The following is a 25,934-nucleotide window of genomic DNA, read 5'->3' on the forward strand; positions in this document are numbered from 1 at the left end:
GGCGCGCCCGCAGCCCCAGCCGTCGGCCGCCGGTGCTGCGCTACCGCTGCTCGGCGGACGCTCCCGCCCCGGTCAGCTCGTTCGCCGGCTTCCTCCGCCAGGACCTCGAAGCCGTCACCGCGGGCCTCACCCTCGAATGGAGCTCCGGCAGGGTCGAAGGCAACGTCAACCGGATCAGAACGTTCAAGAGAGCCCCGGAGGTCGCTATCTCGTCTGCACCCGGACATCGCACGACGGGCCTGCCTCAGAGCAACTCGAAACCACCAGTGCTGACGAAGCGGCCGCCATGGCAGAACGACTGGTGCACGCCGGCGGCTGACCTCAGCGGCCGAGCCGTGGCATTACGCCCGTTCACGGAACAGCGGTCAGAACCTCGAATTCCCCCGGCCTCGCTCTCAACTCCTCAGACAGTCGCCCGTCGAAGCGAGTGAGGACTTCAGCGAGCAAGGGTGCAGGCGCTCGGCTCGCACCACAGCGGGGGCGACGAGCTCGGCCTGATTGCGGGTAGCAGGGGCGACGTCACTATGCTGCGGCTTTCAGGAATGATCACTGTTCCCTCGCCGAAAAGGACCCTGATGCCCGCCACCGCCCACCCGGCCACCGCCAACGAGCGTCTGGACCCACAAGAGATGGTCGTCCTGCACCGGGTCTTCCGCCGCGAGATACCGCTCCTGGCCGGCCTGATCGAGGCTGCCGTCCCCGGCGACCGGCGACGCACCGCTGTGCTCGCCGACCACCTCGACCTGGTCCTCGGCGCCCTGGGCGAGCACCACGAGGGCGAGGACGACCTGCTGTGGCCCAGACTGCGCGAGCGCGCCGCTCCCGGCGACGACGTGGTCGCGCGGATGGCCGACCAGCACGAGGCCATCGCCGGCGCGCTCGACACGGCTGCCGAGCTGTCGCGCCGCTGGCGCGCCCGGGCCGACCGTGACACCGCCCTGCGCCTCGCCGAGGCCCTGCGCGTGCTCGACCGGCACGCCGCCGACCACATGGACGACGAGGAGGAGCACCTCCTGCCCCTGATGGCCGACCACATCACACCCGGCGAGTGGTCCGAGGTCGGTGAACGCGGACGTCGCAGCGTGCCCAAGGCCAAGCTCCTGATCTTCCTCGGCGCGATCCTCGAGGACGCGACCGCGCAGGAACGCCGGCTGTTCCTGTCGCAGATGCCCGCCCCGGCCCGCGTGCTGTGGCGCACCGTCGGCACCCGTCTCTACGACCGCACCACCACCCGCGTCCGCCGGAGCGACGCCTTGGCCCCGCAGGTGTAGCGCCGATCCCACGGGTGGGAGGGCGGGGTTCGAGGCCCTCCCATCAGCACGGCGGGGAATCGCGCGGGCAGCTCTGAGGAACACCCGAGCGTGGGGTGGGGATCCTCGACACCGCCCGCACCAACCGGCTCACTGAAGAACCGCGGAAGAGGCCTGCCGGCCGGCGGGGGTTGACGGGGTGGAGGTGCTCGTGCGGTGGCACTGGCTCCGCGCCGAGCGGGCGCGGGGCCGCGCGCTCAGACGGTGTCGTCGCGCATTCGGCACGCCGGGCGACGGACGGGAGACCGCGGGGCGTCGGCCCCGTCCCCGCGGAGCATGAGCAGCGCGGCGACCGGGTGCTCGCGGACACATACAGGGCGAGATCAGCGGCCGTCGGGCCCTCGTGCAGGGAGGTGCGAAAGCTGCAGCACACCCGCGACGACGACGAGGTCGAAGAAGAGTTCGGTCCAGGAGGCGTGCCGCTCCACGCCACCTGCCGACTCGGCGGAGTTCATCAATGTTATGAGGTGATCATCGGTCATGCTCGGCCGCGAACGGGCCGTCGGCGTGGCCTGCTTGACCTGCGGGGTCGGTCCCCGCAGAGTCGGAGCGCGGTGACGTGAGGGCGCGGTGGTCCGCCGCCGCGTCCGTCGAAGCCGCTCCGGGCTTGCCGGGCGGGGTATCGACGTGAGGGAGCGGGTGGTCCGGTGGTTGCCGACTTGCTCGTGATCGGTACGGCCATCACCCTCGGACCGCTGCACAACACCGCCTTCATCCTTCTGCTCTCGTCACGGCGCGGCGTCCGCAAGGGCCTCGCCTTCCTGCTGTCCTGGCTGGCCAACCTGGTGGCGGTCATCGCCTGCGTTCTGCTGCTGACCGGTGGGACACCACCTGTCCACCACAGCTCGCCATCGAGTGCGGCCCTCGCCGCGAAGCTCGTGATCGGCGTCGGCCTGGTCCTGTTCGGCGGCTACCGGAGTCGGCAGCCTCCCCACCCCTACCGGCCGCCGAGCTGGACGGGACGCGTTGACAACGCCGGGCTCGGGACCGCCGCCGGACTCGCCTGGCTGCTCCAACCCTGGGCCCTGGTCGGAGCCGGCGCCGCCACGGTCGTCGATGCCGACCTCTCCTCCCTCTCCACCTGGCTCGACCTGACCGGCTACTGCGTGCTGGCCACCCTCAGCCTCCTCGTGATGGAGTTGTACTCCGTCTGGGCCCCGGAAACCTCCCACGCCCGGCTGAGCGCCCTGCGGACCTGGCTCGAGCAGCGCCAGGACCAGCTGATCATCACCCTCTCCCTCCTGGCCGGCCTCTGGCTCACCGCCAGCAGCATCTACTACCTCGTCGCCTGAGCGGCGGACCCGTCAGGCGGCCTCGAGTTCGTCAAAGGCCGACTGACGCAGCCCAGTCCACCCCCGCCGAGCACATGGCTGCGGCACGTCACGCTGAGCTGCGAGATCAAATCCGTTCATTCGCAGCTGAGTTGCTCCCCTCAGGGCGTCTCGCCGCAGCGTGGGTCCGACGGCCGCCGTTCCGGTCCCTACGTGGCCCCCGGCTCGCGCGCTTCGATCAGGAACCGCAGCGCGGCGGGGCACCGGACGGAGGAGCGACGCAGGTGCCGACCGGACGTCTCGACGGCCGCGACTTCGCGCACGTTCTCCAGCGAACCGACGGCGAAGGACCGTCCAATCGTCACTCTGAAACGATCAGGCAGTCGCGTCGGGGGTACGCCACGTCCAACAGGCCCTGGATGAACCGGTCCAGATCGTCGAGGCCCGCGCTGGCGAGGGTGGCTGGGCCGGCGTCCAGCAGGTGGGGGATGGCGGCGTGCAGGGCGAGGGTGACGGTGGCGGCCCGAAGCGGGGTTACGGGCAGTCCAGCGGCTCGCTGGGCGTGCTGGAGGCCGGCGAAGTCGGCGGCGGCGATCTGGTCGAGGACGGCCGACAGCCAGGGCCGGCGGGCTGCCTCGGCCTGCAGCTCGAGGTAGGCGAGCATTCTGGTCCGGCCTGGTCCGGAGACGTTCTCCAGTAGCCCTCGGAGCATGGCTGCCAGGCCTTCGCGGTCGGTGGGGCGGGCTCCGGAGGCTGCCAATTGCGCCGCGACCGCGCGGTACTGTTCCGCACATCGCTCGGCGACCGCGCCGAGTAGGGCGTCGCGGGTCGGGTAGTAGTTCTTCGTGGTGCCCAGCGGCACCCCGGCCTCGGAATCGACGGCCCGGTGGGTCAAGCCGCGCCCGCCCGCCCCGGCCAGTACCTCGATGGCCGCGTCGCGAAGTCGATCTCTTCGGTGCTGATTCACAGTCAGTTCTCCCTGCATGAAAGCTACTTGTCCATTCTACCCCGGCCGTGGTACCACATCTGTGGTGGCCCGAGCGGCGGGGGCGGGCAGTCCGGGGAGGTGCTGTGGCCGGAGTCGTCGCCAGCGGCGGACCGGGGGCGGCGCAGCGGTCAGGCCGCGGGCAGCGGTGCGCTCGAGTTGCCGGCGTGCTGCTCCAGCGGGCGGCGAAGGGGAAGCGGTGGACACACGTCTCGGCGGTCGCCGGAGAATCGGCCGGCCGACCCTGCCCGAGCATGACGGTATGTCAGCACGTGGTCTCGAGGGAGTGCTCGGGTGGCAGCTTCGCGGTGCAGTGATCGACCAGGGGTGAGGCGATGATCCGCATGGGGGTGGGCGAGCCGAAGCGGCTGGGGCCGTACCGGCTGGTGGGGCGGTTGCCCGACGGCCCGCTGGGCGGCCCGGTCTACCTGGGCCGACGTCAGGGAGGCGTCCAGGCGTCCGTCATGGTGGTGCCGGTGGCGCTGGCGCGGGACCTGCGGTTCCGAGCGGACGTGGGTTCGGCCCTGGCGCTCACCGGCGCGGGCCTTGCGCCGCTGCTGGGCGCCGATCTGGACGGTCCCGTGCCATGGCTTGCCGATACCTTCCTCCCGGCGGTGACGCTTCGTCAGGCGGTCGAGCAGTACGGCCCGTTGCCGTGGTCGAGCCTTTCGGTGCTGGCACCGGGGCTCCTGGAGGCACTCGCGACCGTGCACTCGGCCGGGTTCGCGTACGGCCTGCTCACTCCTGGCACGGTCCTGCTCGGGGTACGCGCGCCGGTCCTGGCGGCCCGGGTGTCGGGGGCGGCGGCGCAGGCGGACGACGTGCCGGACCTGGCGGCCGTTCTGGAGTTCGCGGCCGGTGGGTACGTCGCACCGGCGAGCGTCCTGCTGCCGCTGCTGGAGGAAGCCGTCGACGAGCTCCGGTCCCATTCCGGTCCGGAACCGCTCGAGCGGGCCGCCGTCGGGCGCCTGGTCGACCTGCTCGGCGGTCCCGTCGCCGCTCCGGGTGGCGACTGGCTGCCGGCGCCCGTCGCCGCGGCGGCTGCAGCTGTCGCGAGGGTCCCCGGGCCAAGCCGTCGTACGTTGCTCGTGGGTGCGGTGGGCGGGGCCCTGGCCGTGGGCGGCCTGGCGACCGCGCTCGCCTGGCCGAGCGGCTCCGGGGACGGTGCACCGGCGCCCGCACCCGTCGACGCGTCCTCGGGAGGCTCACCTTCGGGCGCGTCGCCTTCTCGCGGCTCACCTTCGGGAGGCTCACCTTCGGGCGGGTCGCCGGTAGGGTCGCCGTCCACGGCCAGGGAGGTCCGGGTCGACCTGGCGGGCGTGCAGCCGGCCACGGCCTGGCAGGTCGTCCTCCAGGACGAGCCCAGCGACCTGGCGGCCTCGGACACGGTCGTCGCCCTCGCCTCGCAGAAGTCGACCCTGTTCGTCGACCGTGACGGCAGGCAGGTGTTCAGCCCGCACTCCCTGACCGTGTTCCCGACGTCATCCGGACTGTCGCGGATGACGTCCGCCGACGGGGTGTTCTACGTCCTGGGCGACGTCCGCGGCCGAGGATCGGCCCTGGCCGCGCTGGACGCGGGCACCGGAGACCCGAAGTGGGCGATGTCGCTGCCGGCCCTGCTGGGCGCCGAGAACCGGCCGGCCGCCGTAGCGGTGGAGGGAAGGACGGTGTACGTGGCCGCGGGCAAGCTCTCGCTGGGCGCCGACATCAACACCCCGTCCACCTACACCGGGGTGCTCGCCGCGTTCGACGTCGCCGACGGCACGATGCGGTGGAAGACCACCGGCACCGATCTGAGCAACATCCTGGTGCCGCCGAGCGGGAACCTGCTCCTGGCGGCCAGCGCCGTCGACAAGCCCGACGGACAGGTCGTCATGCTCGACGCGGGGGCGAGCGGTGCCCGCGGCTGGAAACAGACCGTGCCGAACGGCCGGTGGTACTACCAGCCTGGCCCCGCGATGACCTGCTACGCGGGCGGTCTGTTCGTGTTCGGCGCCGACCGGATCGTCGCGGCCGACCCGGCGACCGGAAAGCAGGTCTGGGACCTGCGGGCCGACGAGCAGCCCGACGTCCGCTTCGGCACTCCCTTCGCCAGCCCGGACGGCAGGAGCGTCTACGTCCCGGTCGGCCAGGACCTGGTCGCCCTCGATGCCGCGAACGGCAAGGCCAGATGGGTGGCCACCCTCCCCAAGCACGTCCTGTGGACGGCCGGCCTCTCCCTCAACGGCGTCCACGCCCGGTGTTCGGCCGACACCGTCATCGCCACCGACTCCCAGCGGAACCTGTGGGCGATCGACGCGGACACCGGACGGGCCCGGTGGAAGTACAACGACCCGGCCGCCCCGCCGGTCGGGTTCCGCTGGACCGTCGCAGGCGACCGGGTCTACGTCTCCTCCAACCTCACCCTCACCGCGATCGCCACCCACGGCTGAAGCTCGGCCGAAGGCGCCCGCACCACCCACTCGGAAGGGACACCGCACATGGTCGACCTCGCACTGGCCGCACTGGCCGCAGCGGCTGCCGGCAAGCTCGTCGAGCTGCTGACCACGGACGGCTGGGAAGCAGCCAAGGCGTCGGTCCCCGCGCTGTGGCGGCACGCGCGTGCCGAGCAGGTGCACTCGGACCTCACCGACACCCGGCTTGCCCTGACCCAGGCCACGGACGAGGGCACCGCGGTGCAGCTGCGGGTCCAGCTGGCGCAGGAATGGCAGGACAGGTTCGCCCGCCTGCTCGCCGACCGGCCGGAGGCCGCCGAGGAGGTGCGCCGGGTCGTCGACGCGCTGAACGCACCGGCCGCGCCGCAGGTCACCATGCGCATGGACGTCTCCGGCGGGGGCGACGGCTACATGGCCGCCCGAGACATCACGGTCAACCGGCGCGACCAGACGTGAGCGACCCGGACCGACCGACACCGGATCCCCCGCCCGGCGGCCCCGCGGCCGACGGCGGGGAAGGGCCTGCCACACCGCCGGCCGGCCTGCACCTGGAGGTCACGCACGGACGCGACGGCTACCTCGCAGGCCACGACATCGTCGTTCAACACTTCGGCACGGGGGCCCGTCCTGCGTTCCGGACGGGCCGGGACTCACCCGTGTGCCCCTACCCGGGCCTGGCGCCGTTCGGCGAGCAGGACGCACGGTGGTTCCACGGCCGGGCCCACGCGGTGGAAGCCGTCTGCGCCCGGCTGGAGGCCCGGACCGGCACCGCCACCGGCCCGCTCGTCGTGATCGGCCCGTCGGGCGCGGGCAAGTCCTCCCTGCTCGCCGCCGGCGTCCTGCCCGCGCTGGCGGCCGGCCGGCTCGCCCGTACCGGGTCACGCGACTGGGCGCACGCCACGCTGACGCCGACCGCGTCCCCCGCGCTCGCCCTGGCCGCCGCCGCCGGGCTGGACCCGGAGGAGGCCCGGTCGGAGGCAGCCGACTGGCGCGGCGACGCCGAGCGGTGCGCCCGCGAGTTCACCGCGCGCGCCGGCTCGACCGGTCCGACGGCGCCGGGCGGCCTCGTGGTCGTGGTGGACCAGCTGGAGGAGCTGTTCACCCTGGGCGCGGACTACCCGGAACGCCAGTGGTTCATCGACGTGCTGGACCTGCTGTCCCGGCCCGCCGCCGGCCGGCCCCGGGTCCTGGTGCTGCTGGCCGTACGGGCGGACTTCTTCGCGGCCTGCACCGACCACCGGCAGCTACGCACCGCTCTGCGCGCCGACCCCGTCCTGCTGGACCCCATGACGACGGACGAACTGGCCGAGGCCATCCGCAGACCCGCCGCGGACGTCGGGCTCGCCGTCGAGGACGGCCTCGTCGACGTCATCCTCGCCGAACTCGACGGCGCAGCGGCCCCGCGCGACCCGAACAGCACCTGGAACACCGCGGCCCGGACCAGCCGACTGCCGCTGCTCGCCCACGCGCTCTGGGCCACCTGGTTCGCCCGCGACGGGGACGTGCTGACGATCGGCGGCTACCGGCGCACCGGAGGGATCACCGGAGCCATCCGCGACACCGCCGACGCACACTACCTGGGGCTGTCGCCGAAGGCGCGGGACATCGCCCGCCTGGTGTTCCGGCAGTTGGTCATCGTCCGGATGGACGCCGATGACGCCCGGCGGAGGATGCGCTACCAGGACCTGCTGGACGTCCTCCCGGACCCCGAAGCCGGCGCCGAGGTCATCGAACTCTTCACCAACGCCAGGCTGCTGACCCAGGACCGGGACTACGTCGTCCTGACCCACGAGGCCCTGATGCGGGCCTGGCCGACCCTGCGCCAATGGATCGAGGACGACCGGGCGGGCGCACTGGTCCGCCAGGACCTGGAGGAGTCCGCCGCCGCCTGGGCGCGTGAGGGACGGGAACGCGCGGCTCTGCTCCGGGGCACCCGGCTGGAGGCGGCCGGCACCTGGTCGACCGCACACCCGAACGAGCTGAGCCCGGGCGCGCTCGCCTACCTGAACACGGCCCGGCGGCAGGAGCGCCGCGCCCGAACCGTGCGGCACGCCGCGGTGGCCGTGATCACCGCACTGGCCGTCCTCGCCTCCACAGCAGCCGTCGTCGCCATCCGGCAGGACGCCGGCGCCCGAGCGGCCGCCGCCCGCGCCCTCAGCGAGCGGAACCGGGCTGTCGAAGCCCAACTGGCCGCCGAGACCCTCCAGTACGCCGCCACCGACACCGCACAGTCCTCGCGACTCGCACTCACCGCCTACCGGCTCTTCCCCACGGCGCAGAGCGCGTCGAGGCTGCTGAGCACGCAGAACACGCCGACGTCCACCAGGGCACGGGCGCCCGGGGCGAGGGACTCCGTCAAGACGGTCGCCTACAGCCCGGACGGCCGGACGATGGCGGCCGGGAACCTCACGGAGCCGACGGTGCGGCTGTGGGACGTCACCGACCCGGGCCGGGCCGTGCAACTGGGGGAGCCGCTGCCCGAGGATCCCGGCGTGGACTCGATCCGATCGGTGGCCTTCAGCCCCGACGGCCGCACCCTCGCCGTCGGCGGCCACAGCGGCGACCACACACGCGACGGCATCACCGGCGAGGGCGTCCTCGACCTGTGGGACGTGAGCAACGCCGCGCACCCCCATGCCCTCGGCACGGTCCAGCAACTGCCCTGGGGGGCCGTCGAGTCGGTGGCGTTCAGTCCGGACGGGCGCGTGCTGGCCGCGGCGGACTCCGGCGGACAGGTCCGGCTCTGGAACCTCACCGGCCCCGGCCGACCCGAGCCGGTGGGGACCCCCCTGTCCGGCCCGGAGCATCCGGTCCGGTCCGTGGCGTTCGGTCCGGACGGGCGCGTGCTGGCCGCGGCGGACTCCGGCGGACAGGTCCGGCTCTGGAACGTCGCCGATCCCGGCCGACCCGCACCGGTCGGCGTTCCCCTGGCCGGCCCGGAGTCCGCGGCGACCACCGTGGCGTTCAGCCCGGACGGGCGCACCCTCGCCATCGGCGGCACGGACGCCGCCGTCCGGCTCTGGGACGTCACGGACCCCGGCCGAGCCGCGCAGATCGGCGCACCCCTGACCGGCCCGGCGAACGCGGTCCTGGCGGTCGCGTTCAGCCGCGACGGGCGCACCCTGGCCGCCGCGAGCGCCGACCACGCCGTCTACCGGTGGAACGTGGCCGCGCCCAAGCGGGCTCTCCCGCTCGGACAGCCGCTGGCCGGCCCCGGCGGCGCCGTCCTCTCGCTCGCATTCAGTCCGGACGGACACACCCTGGCGGCCGGCAACATCGACGGCGCGGTCGACCTGTGGCACCTCCCGCCGACCCTGCTGGCCGGTGCGGGCGGCAACGTCAACGCCGCGGCGTTCAGCCCCGACGGCCGACTGCTCGCGGTGGGCAGCCAGAGCGGGACCGTCAACCTCTGGAGCCTGGCCGACCGGGAACGCCCGGCTCCGCACGGCAAGCCGCTGACCGGTACCACCTCGGCCGTGGACTCGCTGGCGTTCAGCCCCGACGGGCGCCTCCTGGCCGCCGGCGACGGCGACGGCACGGTACACCTCTGGGACATGTCCGACGAAGCCGGGCCCACCGCGATCGGAACCCCGTTGTCCAACCCCGGCGGACGAGCGATGTCGCTCGCCTTCACCCCTGACGGCCACACCCTCGCGGTCGCGGCCAACGGCACCTCGCTCACCGGCGTCAGCCTCTGGAACCTGTCCGACCCCCGCAAGCCCATCTCCTCCGGCGGTATCACCACCGACGGCACCCGGAGCGTCTTCACCGTCGCGTTCGCCTCCGACGGACACACCCTGGCCACGGGCGGCGACAGCAGCAGCAGCCAGATCGGGCTGTGGCGGGTCCGCGACAGCGAGTCCGTCCGCCTCGGGCAGCCCCTCCAACAGCCCGCCGGATCGGCGCTGTGGGCGAGCTTCAGCCCCGACGGCCGCACCCTCGCCGTAGGCAGCAGCCAAGGTGTCGTCACCCTCTGGAACACCGCCGACCCCGACCACCCGGTCCCGCTCGCCAGCCCCCTCACCACGACCGGACCCGTCTGGGCCGTCGCATTCAGCCCCGACGGCCGCACCCTGGCGGCCACCCTGCACGCCGCGACCGGCGCCCTCCTCCGCTGGGACATCAGCGACCGGACCCGGCCCACCCCGATCGGCGATCCCCTCACCACCAGCACCGGGCCACTCACGGTCACCGCCTTCAGCCCGGACGGCCGCACCCTCGCCGCCACCACCGACGGCGGCGCGGTAGGTCTGTGGAGCCTCGACGCCGAGCAGGTCGCTGCGCAGGTCTGCGCGACCTCCGGCCCCCTGGACGACCAGCAGTGGGCGCACCTGGTGGCCTCCCTGCCGTACACCAGCACGTGCTGATTCATCGGGTCCCGCCGTGGCCGGAGTGGACAGTCCGGAGCGGCCTCGGAGATCCCAGGGGCGCGGGCGGGTACGACCTCGACGTGGTCAGGGGTGTCCCACTGCTGTTCGACCCGGACCGGCCGGATGCCGGCCAGGATGAGGCCCGCGATCACCGCCTTTGCGCGTCCCGGCCTACCAGCAGCTTCTCGTGCGGTCCGGCGACGGCCAGCATCGCGGCCTTGACGGACAGGGAGCTGCCGCAGGTGGAGAAGAACGTGTGGTCGGCGCCGACGGCCTCCGCCATCAGCTCCTGCGCGTGCCGGAGGATGCCGCGGGAGTCGGTTCGGTCGTCCAGTCCGCCGGTGGCCAGCACGTCTGCGCGGAAGACGTCCGCGCCGAGCGTCCGCAGGACGCGGGGATCGCTGCCCCGGCCCTGCTTGTGGCCCGGTGGGGTGAACACCGTCAGCGGGTCGGCGTGGAAGGCCGCGAGGGCTTCGAGTGCCGGTGCCTGGGACTGGTCCGTGCCGGCCGCGTCTGCCCGGCGGCCCGAGCAGGAAACGGCGGTAGCGGCGGCCCTCGCCGTCTCCTGCCTGCCGAGCCCGCGGGCTCAGGAACCGGGCTCCGGCTCGGGCTCGTCGGACGTGTTCGGGCGGACCGTCGGCCGAGGCGCCCCGGCGCCGCAGCGCGGTGCCCGCTGCCGTACCGCTCCCACCTGCGTCGATGCCGGTGAGGGCGGGGGCGCGTTCACGCACGAGGATCCGCCGCTGTGTCCGGGTGTTCCCGCGGGCCGGGGGGAAAGACGCCTCAGCGGGCGGCAGCAGCGGGGAGAGGAGTGCGGTGGGTGATGGCCGGCAGGCGGAGGACACGTGGCCCGAGGCGGCACTCGCGGCCGCCGGGGATGGACGACGCGACGGTGGCGGCCCTGGGGCTGCTGTCCGAGGCACTGGAGACGACGGAGCGGGCACGCGGGCGCCTGTACGACTTCCACCAGCTGACCGGCGGCGCGGACAAGGCGGTCGGAGAGACGGTCCGGCTCCTGCGGCAGGCCGGCCACGGCACGGAGGCCGACCTGGTCGAACGCGAGGTGCGGGGCGCCGACGTCCTGCCGGGGATGTGGACGTTCGAGATCGTGGAAGCCTACGACGACGGCTACCACCAGCGGTTCCTCGAGGTCGAGCAGCAGGTCCGCGAAGCCCTCGCGGGGGACCGCGACCACATCGCGGAGGCCGAGATGAAGCAGCGCCGCGAGACGACCTGAGGGGCCCGCCGGCTCGGCTCTGCGGCGAGGCATGGAGCTCCGAACGTGGGCGCGCTGAGGCCGACCGCGTGCGGGCGGACGTCACCTCCGGGCGGTTGCCGCCGGTGTCCGGCGCTGCCGGCGCCCGGCGCCGGCGGTACGGCGTCCTACCGGGCCGCCCGAGAGCCGTCGCCGCAGCCGGCGCAGGGCCCACGTGGCCAGCACGGCGCTCCACGGGCCCGGGACGAGCCCGAACGGCCTGAGCGCGATGGTTGCGAGTCTCACGACGCCGGCCTCCCTTCGGTACGAGGCGAGCACGAGTCCGCTGCTCGGCGCGTGCCCGGCAGTCGGAGCGGCAAACCGCTGGGTCCCGTTCGGCCTCCGGCGCCGAGGTCACGCCGTCGGTGCCGTACGTGGCGACGCTGACCGGCCGCACCTCGACCACGGCGTGCGTCGGGTCGCGGAACACGGGTACACGCGTGGGCCCGGCGGTGCGGTGGAGGGCGGACGCAGCCGCCGGCACCGCCGGTGGCCGCGCACCACAGGGCCGGCCGAGTCGAGGGAAGGGAGCCCCACCATGAGCGTGTTCCTGGCGTTGACCTTGATCGCCGTCGTCCTCGGGCTGGTAGGTGTCGTCGTCCACGGAGCGCTGTACCTGCTGTTCATCGGCATCGCGGTGTTCGTGGCCGGCGTGGTCTACCTCGGCTTCGCGGCCTCGCGCGGGCGCTCTGCCCGGTGACTGTGCGATGACCGTCCGGCCGGCCCCGGCCGGTGGTAGGGCGGTGGAACGGTGGGGCAGCCGGGGCGGCGTCCCGCGCGCTGATCGATGCCGGGCGACCCGCGGGACGGGCGGCCCGGGCAGCGGGTCGGTCCGCGCTCGCGGAGGCTGCCCGGTGCGACGGCCACCGTCGTCCCCGCTCAGACGATGACCGCCTTGCTGCCGGGGCGGCCGGTACCGGTGGCGACAGGGGGAGCCGCGACGGTACCCGGGTCGGCGGTGCGCTGGGCGAGGTCGTCGACGACGTCGGTCAGCGCGCGACGGCGGGCGAAGACGGCGCGCTGCCGGTCGGCGCCCGTGCCGGCGGTCAGGCGCGCGTGGACGAGCGGGCGGGCGAGTTCGAGGTCGCCCGAGCCGGCCAGGGCGGGTGTGGCCAGGTCCAGCAGGTCGCCGACGAGCACGGGCATCGGCAGGCGGCATCCGGTGGACGGGTGCGTGCCGGTGCCGGTGAGCCCGCCGAGCGCGGCCTGCCGGTGGGCCTCGCGCAGGACCGCGCCGGGCATCCGCGGCGGAGGTTCGCCGTGCCGGTGCGCGGACAGGAACGTGCGGGCGAGGGCGCGGAGCAGGACGGCGAGCAGGAGGGGGGTCGTCACGTCGGCGTTCGTGTCGGCGATCCGTACCTCCAGGGTGGGCAGGTGTTCGGAGGGCCGGGCGTACCAGTACAGCATTCTGCGGTCGAGGATGACGCGCCGCGCGAGCAGTCGCTCCACCGTGCGCTCGTAGCCGTCCGGGTCGAGGGCGGGTGCGGGTCCGCAGGTCGGCCAGGCCAGGTAGCGGCCGGCGCGGGCGCTCGCGGCGCCGTTGTCCCGGCCTTCGCAGAACGGCGAGTTGACGCTGAGCGCCTGAAGGACGGGCAGCCAGGGTCTCAGGTGCGCGCTGATCGCCAGGGCCTCGGTGCGGTCCAGGTCGCCGAGGTGGACGTGGCAGCCGCAGATCTCGCCGCCCCGTTGGTCCGCGGCCCGGTTCACGTGGAGGGCGACGCGCTGGTAGCGGTCGGTGGGAGTGACCGACAGCGGGTGGCGGCTGGGTAGGACGGGGGTGCCGGTGGCCACCAGGCGGCACCCGGCGTACTCGGCCGCCGCCCCCATGGCCCGGCGTGCGGCGACCAGCTCCGCGAGGAGACCGGCGGCGCTGGTGACGGGCCGGGTGCACGCCTCGACCTGCGTGGCCAGGAACTCGTGCTGGGCCCGGGCGCCGAGCGTCCGGGCGGCGTGGGGCACCACGAGGTGCGCGCGGGGTGAGGTGGTCCGGGTGGCCGGGTCGACCAGCAGGAACTCCTCCTCGACGCCGAACTTGAGGACGGGGGCCGCGGCGCCGTCCGACCGGGCCGTGCCGTGGGCGGAGCAGGTGTGCGTCATGAAGCTGCGCTCCCGGGACAGGGGCTGTCGCCCCCGCGTATGTCCTGCGGGGGCGAGCGGAAACCGCCGGAGCCCGGCCGGGGCGTCGTCGCTGCGCCGTTCGCCCGCGTCCGGCGGCGCGGGCGGGCGCCGCGGCGTAGGTTGCGGGCATGACCAGTGACGAGACGGCGGCCCCGGTCGTCGGGGTCCGCCCGCTGGACGAGGTGTTCGAAGCGATCGAGGCCGCCAACGGCTCACCGCAGCCCTGGTCCGGTTTCGAGCACGGCGTCCTCGGCGCCTACCGCTGGGCCGTGGGGGCCCAGGTCGCGGCGCCGGCCACCGCCGCCACGGCGCTCGGGGCGACCGGGCCGTGCCGGGCGCAGCTGCTGGCCGAGTGCCAGGCCGTCGCCCTCCGTCTGCGGGAAGCCGTGAGGACCGGTGCGGACACCGCATGCACCCTGGGCGCCTACCAGGCGCTGGCCTGGCTGTGCGGCCACCACGAAGAACGCCCCTGATCCCGACCGACCCCGGGGGGTATCACTCCGTGCCCAGCCCCGACAGCCGGCCCGCCGCCCGTAGCCGGGAGGATCCGTGATGAACGACGACGGTGGCCCCGGCCGGGACGAGACGCCCCAGGAGCGCGCCGACCGCCTGTGGACCGACATGCTCCAGGAAGTGCGCGTGTGCCAGACCGGCGCGCAGATCCTCTTCGGCTTCCTGATCGGCGTCGCCTTCACCCCGCGCTTCGCCGCCCTGCCCGCCTTCGACACGAACCTCTACACCGCCACCGTGGTCCTGGGCGCGGTCGCCACCGGCGCCCTCGTCGCCCCGGTGGCCTTCCACCGCCTCTTCGCCGGCCACGACATGAAGCCCGAACTCATCCACGTGGCGGGCCGTCTCATCGCCACCGGACTCGTCACCCTGGCTCTGACCATCGCCGCCGCGCTCCTGCTCCTGCTGCGCACCGCGACGGGCAACCCGACCGCTTCGTGGATCATCAGCGCCGCCGTGCTGCTGTGGTTCACCACCACGTGGCTCGTCCTGCCGCAGGTGGTGCTGCGGCGTACGGCCGCCCGCCAGGCGGCCGCGCGCGGCCGCGGAGAGGTGGGCGGCGACCCTCGGTGACAGCCTGCCGGACACCGCCGCAGGACGGGTGCCCCGTGCTGCTACCCGGCGTCCTGGGCCAGGTAGCTGCGGTAGGCCGCGGACACGTTGTCGAGGTAGCGCTTGGCGGCCGCGCGCTCGTCCTCGGTGAGGTCCGTGGACGCCTCGTGGAGGAGGCCCAGCAGCGGGGCGAGTTCGCCCATCACGTGGGTGAGGCCGCTGTCGGTGACGTCCAGGACCTGGCGGCGGCGGTCGCTCGGGTGGGGGCCGCGGGTCATGTGCCCCTCGGCGACGAGCCGGTTGACGGACTGCGTCCCGGCGGCGCTGGTGACGCCGAGGCGGCGGGACAGCTCGACCGGGCCGATCGGCTCGTCCGCGCCCCTGGCCATGACCACGTGCTCGACCGCCTCGACGTTGGTGAGCGGCATGCCGAGGCGCTCGGCCAGGACCGCGCGGGCGAGCTGGGTCAGGGTGAGCACGTCGCGCAGCGCCCGGGAGAGGTCGTCGCCGGGCGGGGCACCGTGCGGGCGTGCGGTTCCGCGCAGGCCGGAATCCGAATCCGGTGCGGCTCCGAAGGGCTGGTGTTGCGCCATGCGCATCAGTCTGACACGGTAAGGATCGCTAAGTTACTTAACGACTTCGAGGGTGCGTTCCCGTGTCCCCTTCCCTGACCCGGCACGCCGGGCCGCCGTCCACCGATCGCCCGGCTCCGACCGGCCGTCCGCTCCGGAGGCCGCGGGCAACCGCCTGGCTGATCCTCCTCCTCACACTCGTCGGGCTCGGCGCCGCGTTCGCGCTCGGCCCCCGAGACGCCACCACCACCAAGGCGACCGGGACGGGCCTGCCCGCCTCCTCGCAGTCCGCCCGGGTCGCCGAGATCCTCAAGGGCTTCCCCTCCGGTGCCGCCGCCCCGGCGATCGTGGTCTTCAGCACCACCGACGGCAGCCCCCTGACCGACGCCCAGCGAGCCGTGATCGACCGACGCGCCACGCCGCTGGGCACCCTGGGCCTCGCCCCGGAGGCCGCGACGCCCCGACTCGTCGACGGCAAGGTCGCCACCGTCGCCGTGCTGCTGCCCACCGCCGCCGGGGACGCCGCCAACACCGCCGCGATCGACCGGATCCGCAGCACCGCCACGCAGGACCTGCCCGCGCCCCTACGCGCGGAGGTCACCGGAGGACCCGCGTTCCGCGCGGACATCGGCAAGGTCTTCGCCGGCGCCGACACCGACCTCCTGATCGCCACCGCCTCGGTGGTCACCGTGCTCCTCCTGCTCACCTACCGCAGCCCGATCCTGTGGCTCGTCCCGCTCCTCGTGGTCGGTGCCGGCGACCGCGTGGCCGGCATCCTCGTCGGCGTCCTCGCCCCGCACGCCGGCGTCCAGGTCGACGCCTCCGCCGCCGGGATCCTGTCCGTGCTGGTCTTCGGCGCCGGCACCGACTACGCCCTCCTGCTGGTCTCCCGCTACCGCGACGAGCTCCACCTCACGGACGACCGGTTCACCGCGATGGCCCGTGCCTGGCGCGGCACCGCCCCGGCCGTGCTGGCCAGCGGAACCACCGTCGTCCTGAGCCTGCTCACGCTGCTCGCCGCCGAACTCACCGGCAACCGCGGACTCGGCTTCGCCGGCGCCGTCGGCATCCTCACCGCGATGCTCTTCGGCCTGGTCGTCCTGCCCGCGGCCCTGGTCCTGCCCGGACGCCGGATCTTCTGGCCGCTCGTGCCCCAGGTCGGTGACCCGGTCACCGCCGACCGGCGCGGACCGTGGTCGCGCATCGGGCGGACCGTCGCCGGGCGCCCCGGCCGGGTCGCCGTCGGCGGCACCGCCGTCCTGCTGCTCCTCGCCTCCGGCGCGCTCGGCATCACCACCGGACTGGCCCAGGCCGACTCCTTCCGCAGGACCCCGGAGGCCGTCCTCGGACAGCGCACGCTGGCCGCCGTCCAGCCCGCCGGCACCGCCGACCCCCTCACCCTCCTGTCCACCACCACCGCGGCCGACCAGGTCGCCACCGCCGCGCGGCAGGTGCCCGGCGTCGCCGCCGTCACCCCGGCCGGCCGCACCGAGCACTGGGCGCGCGCCGACGTCGTCCTCGACGCCGCCCCCGGCACCGCCGCCTCCGACCACGCCGTCGAACAGCTGCGCCGCACCGTCGCCGAGGTGCCCGGCGCCGACGCGCTCGTCGGCGGCGCCACCGCCGAGGCCTACGACACCGCCCGGGCCAACGCCCACGACACCCGCGTCGTCGTCCCGTTGGTCCTCGCGATCGTCCTGGTCGTCCTCATCGCCCTGCTCCGCGCGCTGGTGGCCCCGCTGCTGCTGGTCGCCACCGTCGTCGCGTCCTACTTCGCGGCGCTGGGCGCGAGTTGGACGATCTTCCGCACCGTGTACGACTTCCCGGCCCTGGACACCAACGTCCCCCTGCTGTCCTTCCTGTTCCTCGTCGCCCTCGGCGTCGACTACAACATCTTCCTCATCGCCCGCACCCGCGAGGACACCGTCGCGGGCCACGACACCCGTACCGCCGTGCTGCGCGCCCTCGCCTCCACCGGCGGGGTGATCACCAGCGCCGGCATCCTGCTCGCCGCCGTGTTCGCCGTCCTCGGGGTCCTGCCGCTGATCACCCTCACCCAGATCGGCGTCATCGTCGGCATCGGCGTGCTCCTGGACACCCTGCTGGTGCGCACCGTCCTCGTCCCCGCGCTGGTCCTGCTGACCGGCCGCCGCTTCTGGTGGCCCGGCCGGCCCGAAGGAGCAGGGCCCGACGTCCGGAGCCGCTCCGCGTGAACCACGCGCCGGGGCGTGCCCAGACGGCGCGTCCCGGGAGCCGCGCGCGTCCTGACGCGCCGTCGGGGTCGTGGGGTTGGCGCCTCACGGCCGGCGCCCGCGCGAAGGCGCTCCGGGCGGTCGGCCGGGCCGCGGCTTCGCGACGCGTGCGGCCCGCGCCCCGACCGCGCGGGCGGCACCCCGCGCCGGGCGAGCCCTCGGGGTGGCCGGGCTCATCGCCTCGGTCAGCCGCTGCAGCATGGCCCCGTCGGCGACCACCTCCAGGACCGTCAGCAGCACCTCGACCAAGGCGCCGTCCCCCGCGGCCACCGCGCGGCGGATCAGCTCCACCAGATCGGCGGAGCCCTGCCGCCGGGCACGGGCGGAACTCATCGGACGCCCCCGACGGGGTGCGCGACCCCCGAGGTCGCCGGCAGGACCGTGGGACGGCCGTCCGCGGCGTCGGCCCCGAGGACGAAGGCCCCGTGGAGCAGGGCGTCCAGCAGCGCCGACACCCAGGTGTCCAGGTCCGCACCGGGCGGCAGGGGCGGCGGCACCCCGCTGACGGCGCGTCGCGCGAATCCGGTGTCCAGATGCGGCAGGCGGGCGTCGAGAACGGTGATCCGCTCCCGGCGGCACTCCGCCCGGACCGACTCGAGCCATGCCGACAGCGCGGTCTTGGACGCCCGGTACGCGGAGGTCAGCGGGAAGGGGCGGTCGACGACGGCGCCGGTGACCGCAGCGAGCGCACCGCCCGGCCCGACGACGGGAAGAGCTCCTTCGAGGACGGCCATGGGGGCAAGGGCGTTCACCGTCATCAGGTGCTCCTGGACCGCGAGCGGCACCTGTCCGGTGCGGCCGAACGCGATCGCCCCGAAGGCGAGGAGCACCGCGTCCAGGCCGCCGGATCCTTCGGCCGCCCGTGCCGCGAGCGCCCGGCAGGACTCCAGGTCGTAGGCGTCGAACAGCTGCCCCGGCGCGGCGCCCGCGCGGTCGGCCGCGCGGGCCAGGCGCTCACGGTCCCGGCCGGCCACCGCCACCCGGGCCCCACGGGCGGCTGCGGCCGCCGCCACCTCACCGCCGATCACCCCGGTGGCCCCGACCACCAGCAGGCGCAGCCCCTTGATGTCCACCATCGTCTTCTCCCCTGGCAGAGCGCGTCCGGCGGCGCTGCGCAGCAGCGGCGGAGGCAGGGAGCCGGCTCCGCGGGCCGGCCGCAGCGACCGCCGGGCGGCACGATGATCAGGTCACCCGGCGTTCTCGCCCGGGTGGTCCGGCCAGGCGCCGCGAGGACTCCTCACCTGGCCCCGGGCTTCCCTCTCGTACCCGGCGAGGGCCAGGCCGAGCCCGAAGAACGTGGGTGCCCATTCGCCGACGAAGATGCCCCACCGGTCGGCCCGTTCGACGCCGGCCTGTTCGGCCTTCATCGACGCGAGCCAGCTGAGCAGGGACAGGCCGACGGATCCGAAGGCCGCCGTGTAGGCGTGTTCGCTGGTGATTCCGGCTTCGTGGAGCCGACGGACGATGTTCATGGTCTCTCCGGTGGTCCGTGCCGTGATCGTTCCTGTTCCTCCAGCCTGCGAGCGGCACGCGCGAAGCGGCAGTCGCAGCGTTGCCGCATCGGATCGGCGGGTGGGGGGCTCGTCGCGGGGACCGACCGCACGCGACAGACGCTCGCGCGCACCGCGGGCGGGTACCCGCTCGGCACGTGGTCCGTCTGGATCCCGCACGTGAGGGGGCCGCCGACCCCCACCGGGTCGGCGGCCCCCTCGTCGCGTCAGCGGCTACCAGCGGTACCAGCGTCCGCGGCTCCCGGCGGCGGTGTTGCCACGGGCGATGAAGCCGAGGAGCCAGATGACGAGGACAGCGAGTGCGATCCACCAGAGCACTTTGACGGCGAAGCCGAGTCCGAACAGGAGGACGGCGAGCAGCAGGACCAGGACCAGAGCGAGCACGGTGCGGACTCCTCACGTACGGCGACGGGTACGGGTCTGCTGCTGCCCCGGTTTCGCCGGGTCATGCCAGCCCGTTCTCGTGCCGCCGGGTCCGCCGTGCGGGCGGGCCGCGGGGTGCGGAGGGTCAGGGCACGATGACCAGCTTTCCGCGGGTGTGGCCGGTCCGACTGGCGTCGAAGGCCTCGGCCGTACGTTCCAACGGGAAGGTGCCGGCGACCTCGACGGTCAGCGCGCCCCGGTCGGCGGCGGCCGCCAGCTCGGCCAGCTCGGCGCCGTCCGGGCGCACCCAGATCCAGTGGCCGCCGTGCTGCTCCACCCGCGGATCGGCCACGGAGACGTGGCGCCCGCCGTCGGCGAGCACGGCGAGTGTCGTCTCCAGCTGGCCACCGACGAAGTCCGCGACCCCCGACACCCCGTCGGGCGCGAGCGCGCGCACCCGCTCGACGAGGCCGTCCCCGTAGCTCACCGGTTCGCCGCCCAGCTCGCGGACGAACGCGTGGTTGCGCTCCGACGCGGTGCCGATCACCCGGGCCCCGCGGTCGCGGCCGAGCTGGACGGCGAGGCTGCCGACGCCGCCCGCGGCGCCGTGCACCAGCAGCAGGTCGCCGGGGCCGACCGCGAGCCGGTTCAGGCTGCGCAGTGCGGTCAGGCCGGCCAGGGGGAGTCCGGCGGCCTGCGCCCAGTCGAGCGAGGCGGGTTTGCGGGCCACCGCGGGGGCGGCGACCGTGACGTACTCGGCGAACGTTCCGGCCTGCACCACGTCCTTGCGGGCGTAGGCCATCACCTCGTCGCCGGGCGTGAACTCGGGCGTGTCGGGGCCGACGGCGGTGACCACGCCGGCCACGTCCCAGCCGGGGACGACCGGGAAGACCGTGTCCATCATGCCGTCCAGGCCGCCCGCCATGACCTTCCAGTCCACCGGGTTGACGGCCGCCGCGCGGACCTGGATCAGCACCTGGCCGGGCCCCACCTTCGGGTCGGGCACCTCGCCGTACTGAAGCCGGGAGTTGTCCCCGGCGTACGAGTCGTAGGTCACCGCGCGCATGAGCCACCTCCGGGGAGCCACCGTCGACGTCGCGCGCCCTGCACCGGACGGACCGGACGGGCACTGCCGGCCACGCTATGCCGGGGGCCGGCGCTCGGCCCCCGCACCGACCCGTCGGAGTGACGGCCGTCCGGCCCGCACCCGGCCGGGCCCGTGCCGGCCCGCACCGCCCTGCCGGCGCGCCTACGCGTCGATGCCGGTGAGGGCGGTGAGGTGGGTCCACAGTTCCCGGCGGGTGGCGGGGCTGTCCGCCGCGGCGCCGAGGGTGTGGGTGGTGGGCCGGGGCCGGCGGTCGTGCCAGAACAAGCCGGTGCACCGCACGGCTTCGGGGGCCGCGCCGAGCCAGACCACGGTGTCCGCGCCCTGTTCCGGGGTGCGGATGACCGGGCGGGTCAGCGCGCGGAAGACGGGCAGCCACTGCCGCACGCCCTCGGTGTCCGCCCACCCGGGGTGCATCGCGTGGACGTGGACTCCGGTGCCGTCGAGCCGGCGCGCCCACTCCTCGGTGATCACCAGCTCCTGGCGCTTGGTGCGGGCGTAAACCTTCTTCGGCCCGTACGGGGTCTGCCGGGACTCGAGGTCGCCCGCGGGGATCCGCTGGCCGTACTGGCCGCCGGAGGTGACGTTGACGACGCGGCTCGGCGCGGACCGCCACAGCAGGGGCGCGAGCACGGCGGTGAGGATCCACGGGGCGAGGACGTGCGTGGCGAAGCACAGCTCGACGCCGTCCGCGGTGGTCCGCCTCTCCGGCGGCATCACACCGGCCGGCCCGGGGCCCGGTGCGGAACGGCTGCCCGTCGGTGGCGCTCCGTGCGGCGACGGCCACCCGGATCCGGGCCGGCACCGGCCGGTGTGCCCGGCGGCGGTTTCAGCACGACCGGAGCGGTTAGCCGTGCTGCGGGCCCGTGAACGTCCGGCGGCCCCGTACCCGGTGTGGAGGAGTGCGGTGATGAAGGTTTCCGACTACGTGCTGGAGCGGCTTCGCGACTGGGAGGTCGAGCACGTCTTCGCCTACCCCGGCGACGGCATCAACGGGCTGCTCGCCGCGTGGGGCCGTGCCGAGGACCGGCCGCGGTTCGTCCAGGCCCGGCACGAGGAGATGGCAGCCTTCGCGGCCGTCGGGTACGCGAAGTTCTCCGGCCGTACCGGCGTGTGCGCGGCCACCTCCGGGCCCGGGGCGATCCATCTGCTCAACGGTCTGTACGACGCGAAGCTGGACCACGTGCCGGTGGTGGCGATCGTCGGTCAGACCGACCGCAGTGCCATGGGCGGCTCCTACCAGCAGGAGGTCGACCTGCTCTCCCTGTACAAGGACGTGGCCTCGGAGTTCTGCGAGATGGTCACCGTCCCGGCGCAGCTGCCGAACGTGCTGGACCGCGCCATGAGGATCGCCACCACGCGGCGCACGGTCACCGCGCTGATCATCCCGGCGGACGTGCAGGAACTCGACTACGAGCCGCCGGCGCACGCGTTCAAGCAGGTTCCCTCCAGCCTCGGTGTGCCGCACTACGCCCCGGTCCCGGCCGAGGAGGACCTCGCGAGGGCCGCGGCGGTGCTCAACGCGGGTGAGAAGGTCGCCATGCTGATCGGGCAGGGCGCCCGCGGTGCCCGCGCCGAGGTCGAGCAGGTCGCCGACCTGCTGGGCGCCGGCGTCGCGAAGGCCCTGCTCGGCAAGGACGCCCTCCCGGACACCCTGCCGTACGTGACCGGCTCGATCGGCCTGCTCGGCACCCGGGCGTCCTACGAGATGATGCGCGACTGCGACACCCTGCTCGTGGTGGGCTCCAGCTTCCCCTACACCCAGTTCCTGCCCGAATTCGGCCGGGCCCGCGCCGTGCAGATCGACCTCGATCCGTCCATGGTCGGGCTGCGCTACCCCTTCGAGGTCAACCTGGTGGGCGACGCGGGTGAGGCGCTGCGCCGGCTCGTCCCGCTGCTGGAGCCCAAGGAGGACCGCACCTGGCGCAAGACGGTCGAGGACAACGCCGCCCGGTGGTGGGAGGTGATGGAGCGGCGCGCCGAGGTGAGCGCCGATCCGGTCAACCCCGAGTACGTGGTCCACGCCCTGGACGCACTGCTGCCCGACAACGCGATCGTCGCCGCCGACTCCGGGTCGGCGGCCAACTGGTACGCCCGCCACCTGCGCTTCCGCGGCGGTGCACGCGGTTCGTTGTCCGGCACGCTCGCGACCATGGGGCCGGGGGTGCCGTACGCGATCGGCGCGAAGTTCGCCCACCCGGACCGCCCGGCGATCGCGATCGTCGGCGACGGCGCGATGCAGATGAACGGCCTCGCGGAGCTGATCACCGCCGCGAAGTACTACCGGGAGTGGTCGGATCCGCGCCTGGTGGTGGCGGTGCTGAACAACCACGACCTGAACCAGGTCACCTGGGAGATGCGGGCGATGCAGGGCGCCCCGCAGTTCGAGGCCTCGCAGAGCCTGCCCGACGTCCGGTACGCCGACGTCGCCCAGCTGTTCGGCCTGTACGGGGCCCGGGTGGAGCGGCCCGAGGACGTGGAGGTGGTGTGGCGTCAGGCACTGGCGGCGGACCGGCCGTTCGTCATCGACTTCCGCACCGACCCGGCCGTGCCGCCGATCCCGCCGCACGCCTCCTGGGACCAGATCAAGGCCGCCGCCCGGTCGGTGCTCAAGGGCGACAGCGACCGCGGGGCCGTCGTCCGGCAGGGAGTGAAGGCCAAGATCCAGGAGTTCCTGCCCGGCAGCGGAGGGAAGTGACCGATGGGGGAGAGCCGGAAGACGGCCCTGGCCGAGCACCAGCAGCACGACGACGTGGAGGCCGCGCGCTGGTTCGAACGCAACCGCGCCGCGTGCGGGCCACCGGGCCTGTACGCCGAGGAGTTCGACGTCGCCCAGCGCCAGCTCCGCGGAAACCTCCCCCAGGCGTTCGTCCACGCCGTGATGCTCGAAACCGCCGCCCGGCTCGCGTCCGGCCCCGCGGAACCTTGACGGCGCCGCCGGGACGGACGCCGTCGCGAGATCTGTACGGCTTCGTCCTGTTTGGGCGCCGCGGGGCCGGGCAGCCGACCGTCGGCGGGCGCCCGCAGACCGGCCTCCGCCCCGTCGACCGTCGCTGGAAGGAGCACACGGCATGACCGCCAACCCCGGCCCGCCCGAAGGCCGCCCCCACACGCCCCCGGTCACCGGCGCCCCGGACCCGGGCGCCAACCCCGGCCCGCCCGCCCACCACGGGCGCGACGCCAAGGACACCGCGCTCGACGCCGCCAGGGCCCCCGATCAGGACGGGCCGCTCACCACCGACCAGGGCGTGCGCGTCGACGACACCGACAACTCCCTGACCGTCGGCGAGCGGGGCCCCACCCTGCTGGAGGACTTCCAGCTGCGCGAGAAGCTCACCCACTTCGACCACGAGCGCATCCCCGAGCGGGTGGTGCACGCCCGGGGCGCCGGCGCCTACGGATTCTTCGAGCCGTACGCGTCACTGGCCGAGTTCACCTGCGCCGACTTCCTCCAGGAGGCCGGCCGGCGCACGCCCGTCTTCGTCCGCTTCTCGACCGTCCAGGGCCCGCGCGGCTCCGCCGACACGGTGCGCGACGTACGTGGCTTCGCCACGAAGTTCTACACCCGGCACGGCAACTACGACCTGGTCGGCAACAACATGCCCGTGTTCTTCATCCAGGACGCGATCAAGTTCCCCGACTTCGTCCACGCGGTGAAGATGGAGCCCCACAACGAGATCCCCACCGGAGGTTCCGCGCACGACACCTTCTGGGACTTCTGCTCCCTGCAACCCGAGTCCACCCACATGCTGATGTGGGTGATGTCGGACCGGGCGATCCCGCGCAGCTACCGGATGATGCAGGGATTCGGCGTGCACACCTTCCGCCTGGTGGACGCCGAGGGCCGGGGCACCTTCGTCAAGTTCCACTGGAAGCCGAAGCTCGGCACCTGTTCCCAGGTCTGGGACGAGGCCCAGATCACCGCGGGCCGCGACCCGGACTTCCACCGCCGCGACCTGTGGGAGGCGATCGGGGCCGGTGACTTCCCGGAGTGGGAACTGGGCGTGCAGCTGGTCCCCGAGGCCGACGAGTCCTCCTTCCCCTTCGACCTGCTGGACCCGACCAAGCTCGTCCCCGAGGAACTCGTGCCGGTGCGGCCGGTGGGGCGGATGGTGCTGGACCGCAACCCGGAGAACTTCTTCGCGGAGACCGAGCAGGTCGCCTTCCACACCGCCAACATCGTGCCGGGCATCGACTTCACCAACGACCCGCTCCTGCAGGGCCGCAACTTCTCCTACCTGGACACCCAGCTGATCCGCCTGGGCGGCCCCAACTTCGCCCAGCTGCCCGTCAACCGGCCGCTCGCCGAGGTGCGCACCAACCACCGCGACGGCCACGGCCAGCACACCGTCCACTCCGGTACGAGCTACGCGCCGAACTCGGTGGGCGGCGGCTGCCCGTTCGGCCTGGGCGGTGGCCGCCTGCCGGACGGGGTGTTCGAGCACTACCAGGAGCGCGTCGACGGCGCCGCGATCCGCCGCCGCAGCCCGAGCTTCGCCGACCACTACAGCCAGGCCGCGCTGTTCTGGCGCAGCATGGCCGGCTGGGAGCAGGAGCACATCACCGCGGCGTTCTCCTTCGAGCTCGGCAAGGTCGGCGACCGGGCGGTGCGGCGCCGGATGCTGGCGAACCTGACCCGGGTGGACCAGGAGCTGGCCGCCGAGGTCGCCCGGCGCATCGGCGAGCCCGTGCCCGAACCGTCGCCCGTGGACGGCGCGGGCGACGGGGGCGAGGGCGGCGGCCGCGGGGCCGGGGTGCGGGTCTCGCCCGCGCTGAGCCTGGAGAACCAGCGCGGCGAGGGCGTCGGCACCCGCAAGGTCGCCGTCCTGGTGACGGACGGTGTGGACACCGCCCAGGTGCAGGCTGCGCGGGCCCGGCTGCAGGCCGAGGGCGCCACGGCCGAGACCCTCGCCCCGCACGGCGGAACCGTGACCGGCCGCGACACCGTCGACGTCGCGGTCGACCGGGCGATGCCGACCACCGCCTCCGTGCTCTACGACGCCGTGGTCGTGCCCGACGGCACGGACGCGCTCGCCGACGATCCCGACGCCGTACGGTTCGTCACCGAGGCCCTGCGCCACGGCAAGCCGATGGCCGTCCTCGGATCCGGCACCGCCCTGGGCGAGGCCGCCGGCAGCGGCCGCCCGGAAGCGGTGGCAGGCATCGCGGTCCGCGGGAGCGACGCGCAGGCCGACGCCGCGTTCTGGGACGAGTTCGTCGCGCTGGTCGGCCGGCACCGGTTCCCGGACCGCTGACGTCGCCGTCCGCTCCGCGCCGGCCCTGCTGCCTCCCGCACGCCATCCGGTCGTCCGTGCGGTGCGGGGC

At 74.3% G+C, this 25,934-nt stretch carries 23 protein-coding genes and 2 pseudogenes; 13 read left to right on the top strand and 12 right to left on the bottom strand.

Annotation, left to right across the window (positions count from 1 at the left end; translation table 11 throughout):
- Positions 1 to 575 precede the first annotated feature (575 nt).
- On the top strand, positions 576 to 1,271 hold the full coding sequence (locus tag ACFYUY_RS22325; protein ID WP_360218787.1) for a hemerythrin domain-containing protein: 696 nt from the start codon (positions 576 to 578) through the stop codon (positions 1,269 to 1,271).
- A 362-nt stretch (positions 1,272 to 1,633) separates the two neighbouring features.
- On the opposite strand, the gene ACFYUY_RS22330 is transcribed toward ACFYUY_RS22325, so the two are convergent.
- Positions 1,634 to 1,792: a hypothetical protein gene (locus ACFYUY_RS22330; RefSeq protein WP_387902815.1), complete on the bottom strand. Its 159-nt coding sequence runs from the start codon at positions 1,790 to 1,792 to the stop codon at positions 1,634 to 1,636.
- 165 nt (positions 1,793 to 1,957) lie between these two features.
- Here ACFYUY_RS22330 and ACFYUY_RS22335 point away from each other — a divergent pair, with 165 nt between their 5' ends.
- Positions 1,958 to 2,602, top strand: a complete 645-nt coding sequence (locus tag ACFYUY_RS22335) for a GAP family protein (protein WP_360218784.1) — start codon at positions 1,958 to 1,960, stop codon at positions 2,600 to 2,602.
- A gap of 188 nt (positions 2,603 to 2,790) precedes the next feature.
- Here the strand turns inward: ACFYUY_RS22335 and ACFYUY_RS22340 are convergent, their stop codons facing one another.
- Together ACFYUY_RS22340 and ACFYUY_RS22345 are read right to left on the bottom strand one after the other, a co-directional pair.
- On the bottom strand, positions 2,791 to 2,946 hold the full coding sequence (locus tag ACFYUY_RS22340; protein WP_387902818.1) for a hypothetical protein: 156 nt from the start codon (positions 2,944 to 2,946) through the stop codon (positions 2,791 to 2,793).
- Positions 2,943 to 3,548 carry a TetR/AcrR family transcriptional regulator gene (locus ACFYUY_RS22345; RefSeq protein ID WP_360218778.1) on the bottom strand — a complete coding sequence of 202 codons (606 nt, stop codon included), beginning with the start codon at positions 3,546 to 3,548 and terminating at the stop codon, positions 2,943 to 2,945. The genes ACFYUY_RS22340 and ACFYUY_RS22345 overlap by 4 nt, the downstream gene beginning before the upstream one ends.
- Before the next feature lie 353 nt (positions 3,549 to 3,901).
- Between ACFYUY_RS22345 and ACFYUY_RS22350 the strand changes: the two genes are divergently transcribed.
- From ACFYUY_RS22350 to ACFYUY_RS22360, 3 genes are all read left to right on the top strand, one after another.
- Complete coding sequence (locus tag ACFYUY_RS22350; protein ID WP_387902821.1) at positions 3,902 to 5,998, top strand: PQQ-binding-like beta-propeller repeat protein; 2,097 nt, start codon at positions 3,902 to 3,904, stop codon at positions 5,996 to 5,998.
- Between the two features lie 48 nt (positions 5,999 to 6,046).
- Positions 6,047 to 6,457, top strand: a complete 411-nt coding sequence (locus ACFYUY_RS22355) for a hypothetical protein (RefSeq protein WP_360218772.1) — start codon at positions 6,047 to 6,049, stop codon at positions 6,455 to 6,457.
- Positions 6,458 to 6,657: 200 nt separating this feature from the next.
- Entirely contained in the window at positions 6,658 to 10,368 is a 3,711-nt protein-coding gene (locus ACFYUY_RS22360; protein ID WP_387902824.1) for a hypothetical protein, read from the top strand.
- 65 nt (positions 10,369 to 10,433) lie between these two features.
- Here ACFYUY_RS22360 and ACFYUY_RS22365 read toward each other — a convergent pair.
- Positions 10,434 to 10,816 (bottom strand): annotated as a pseudogene (locus ACFYUY_RS22365) (ornithine decarboxylase); the annotation flags it as partial.
- A 432-nt stretch (positions 10,817 to 11,248) separates the two neighbouring features.
- Here ACFYUY_RS22365 and ACFYUY_RS22370 point away from each other — a divergent pair.
- Together ACFYUY_RS22370 and ACFYUY_RS22375 are read left to right on the top strand one after the other, a co-directional pair.
- The gene (locus ACFYUY_RS22370) at positions 11,249 to 11,608 is read left to right on the top strand and encodes a hypothetical protein (protein WP_387902827.1); all 360 of its coding nucleotides are present in this window, start codon (positions 11,249 to 11,251) and stop codon (positions 11,606 to 11,608) included.
- A 556-nt stretch (positions 11,609 to 12,164) separates the two neighbouring features.
- A complete protein-coding gene (locus ACFYUY_RS22375; RefSeq protein WP_360218763.1) occupies positions 12,165 to 12,326 on the top strand; it encodes a hypothetical protein in 162 nt (53 codons plus the stop codon).
- Positions 12,327 to 12,505: 179 nt separating this feature from the next.
- On the opposite strand, the gene ACFYUY_RS22380 is transcribed toward ACFYUY_RS22375, so the two are convergent.
- The gene (locus ACFYUY_RS22380) at positions 12,506 to 13,723 is read right to left on the bottom strand and encodes a YbdK family carboxylate-amine ligase (protein ID WP_387902828.1); all 1,218 of its coding nucleotides are present in this window, start codon (positions 13,721 to 13,723) and stop codon (positions 12,506 to 12,508) included.
- A gap of 149 nt (positions 13,724 to 13,872) precedes the next feature.
- Here ACFYUY_RS22380 and ACFYUY_RS22385 point away from each other — a divergent pair, with 149 nt between their 5' ends.
- Both ACFYUY_RS22385 and ACFYUY_RS22390 read left to right on the top strand, forming a co-directional pair.
- Complete coding sequence (locus ACFYUY_RS22385) at positions 13,873 to 14,217, top strand: hypothetical protein (RefSeq protein ID WP_360218759.1); 345 nt, start codon at positions 13,873 to 13,875, stop codon at positions 14,215 to 14,217.
- A gap of 79 nt (positions 14,218 to 14,296) precedes the next feature.
- Positions 14,297 to 14,827: a DUF6328 family protein gene (locus tag ACFYUY_RS22390; protein ID WP_387902831.1), complete on the top strand. Its 531-nt coding sequence runs from the start codon at positions 14,297 to 14,299 to the stop codon at positions 14,825 to 14,827.
- Positions 14,828 to 14,868: 41 nt separating this feature from the next.
- Here ACFYUY_RS22390 and ACFYUY_RS22395 read toward each other — a convergent pair whose 3' ends face one another.
- Positions 14,869 to 15,399, bottom strand: coding sequence for a MarR family winged helix-turn-helix transcriptional regulator (locus ACFYUY_RS22395; protein WP_360218754.1), 531 nt, complete (start codon positions 15,397 to 15,399; stop codon positions 14,869 to 14,871).
- Between the two features lie 62 nt (positions 15,400 to 15,461).
- Between ACFYUY_RS22395 and ACFYUY_RS22400 the strand changes: the two genes are divergently transcribed.
- Complete coding sequence (locus ACFYUY_RS22400; RefSeq protein ID WP_387902834.1) at positions 15,462 to 17,591, top strand: MMPL family transporter; 2,130 nt, start codon at positions 15,462 to 15,464, stop codon at positions 17,589 to 17,591.
- An 84-nt stretch (positions 17,592 to 17,675) separates the two neighbouring features.
- On the opposite strand, the gene ACFYUY_RS22405 is transcribed toward ACFYUY_RS22400, so the two are convergent.
- The 6 genes from ACFYUY_RS22405 to ACFYUY_RS22430 all read right to left on the bottom strand — a co-directional run bounded on the left by ACFYUY_RS22405 (position 17,676) and on the right by ACFYUY_RS22430 (position 21,326).
- Positions 17,676 to 17,963 carry a hypothetical protein gene (locus tag ACFYUY_RS22405; protein WP_387902837.1) on the bottom strand — a complete coding sequence of 96 codons (288 nt, stop codon included), beginning with the start codon at positions 17,961 to 17,963 and terminating at the stop codon, positions 17,676 to 17,678.
- Complete coding sequence (locus tag ACFYUY_RS22410) at positions 17,960 to 18,706, bottom strand: SDR family NAD(P)-dependent oxidoreductase (protein ID WP_387902840.1); 747 nt, start codon at positions 18,704 to 18,706, stop codon at positions 17,960 to 17,962. The genes ACFYUY_RS22405 and ACFYUY_RS22410 overlap by 4 nt, the downstream gene beginning before the upstream one ends.
- A gap of 111 nt (positions 18,707 to 18,817) precedes the next feature.
- Positions 18,818 to 19,102 (bottom strand): hypothetical protein, encoded by a 285-nt coding sequence (locus ACFYUY_RS22415; RefSeq protein ID WP_360218742.1) that lies wholly within the window; start codon positions 19,100 to 19,102, stop codon positions 18,818 to 18,820.
- A gap of 252 nt (positions 19,103 to 19,354) precedes the next feature.
- The gene (locus ACFYUY_RS22420) at positions 19,355 to 19,525 is read right to left on the bottom strand and encodes a hydrophobic protein (protein ID WP_360218739.1); all 171 of its coding nucleotides are present in this window, start codon (positions 19,523 to 19,525) and stop codon (positions 19,355 to 19,357) included.
- A 124-nt stretch (positions 19,526 to 19,649) separates the two neighbouring features.
- On the bottom strand, positions 19,650 to 20,570 hold the full coding sequence (locus ACFYUY_RS22425; protein WP_387902843.1) for an NADP-dependent oxidoreductase: 921 nt from the start codon (positions 20,568 to 20,570) through the stop codon (positions 19,650 to 19,652).
- A gap of 183 nt (positions 20,571 to 20,753) precedes the next feature.
- Positions 20,754 to 21,326: a hypothetical protein gene (locus tag ACFYUY_RS22430; protein WP_387902846.1), complete on the bottom strand. Its 573-nt coding sequence runs from the start codon at positions 21,324 to 21,326 to the stop codon at positions 20,754 to 20,756.
- Positions 21,327 to 21,519: 193 nt separating this feature from the next.
- Between ACFYUY_RS22430 and ACFYUY_RS22435 the strand changes: the two genes are divergently transcribed.
- From ACFYUY_RS22435 to ACFYUY_RS22445, 3 genes and pseudogenes are all read left to right on the top strand, one after another.
- Positions 21,520 to 23,307 carry a thiamine pyrophosphate-requiring protein gene (locus ACFYUY_RS22435; protein ID WP_387902848.1) on the top strand — a complete coding sequence of 596 codons (1,788 nt, stop codon included), beginning with the start codon at positions 21,520 to 21,522 and terminating at the stop codon, positions 23,305 to 23,307.
- 24 nt (positions 23,308 to 23,331) lie between these two features.
- Positions 23,332 to 23,538 (top strand): annotated as a pseudogene (locus ACFYUY_RS22440) (glycoside hydrolase family 15 protein); the annotation flags it as partial.
- Between the two features lie 142 nt (positions 23,539 to 23,680).
- Entirely contained in the window at positions 23,681 to 25,864 is a 2,184-nt protein-coding gene (locus ACFYUY_RS22445; protein WP_360218730.1) for a catalase, read from the top strand.
- The last annotated feature ends 70 nt before the right edge of the window (positions 25,865 to 25,934 follow it).

The organism is Kitasatospora sp. NPDC004745, assembly GCF_042873275.1.
Classification (GTDB): domain Bacteria; phylum Actinomycetota; class Actinomycetes; order Streptomycetales; family Streptomycetaceae; genus Kitasatospora.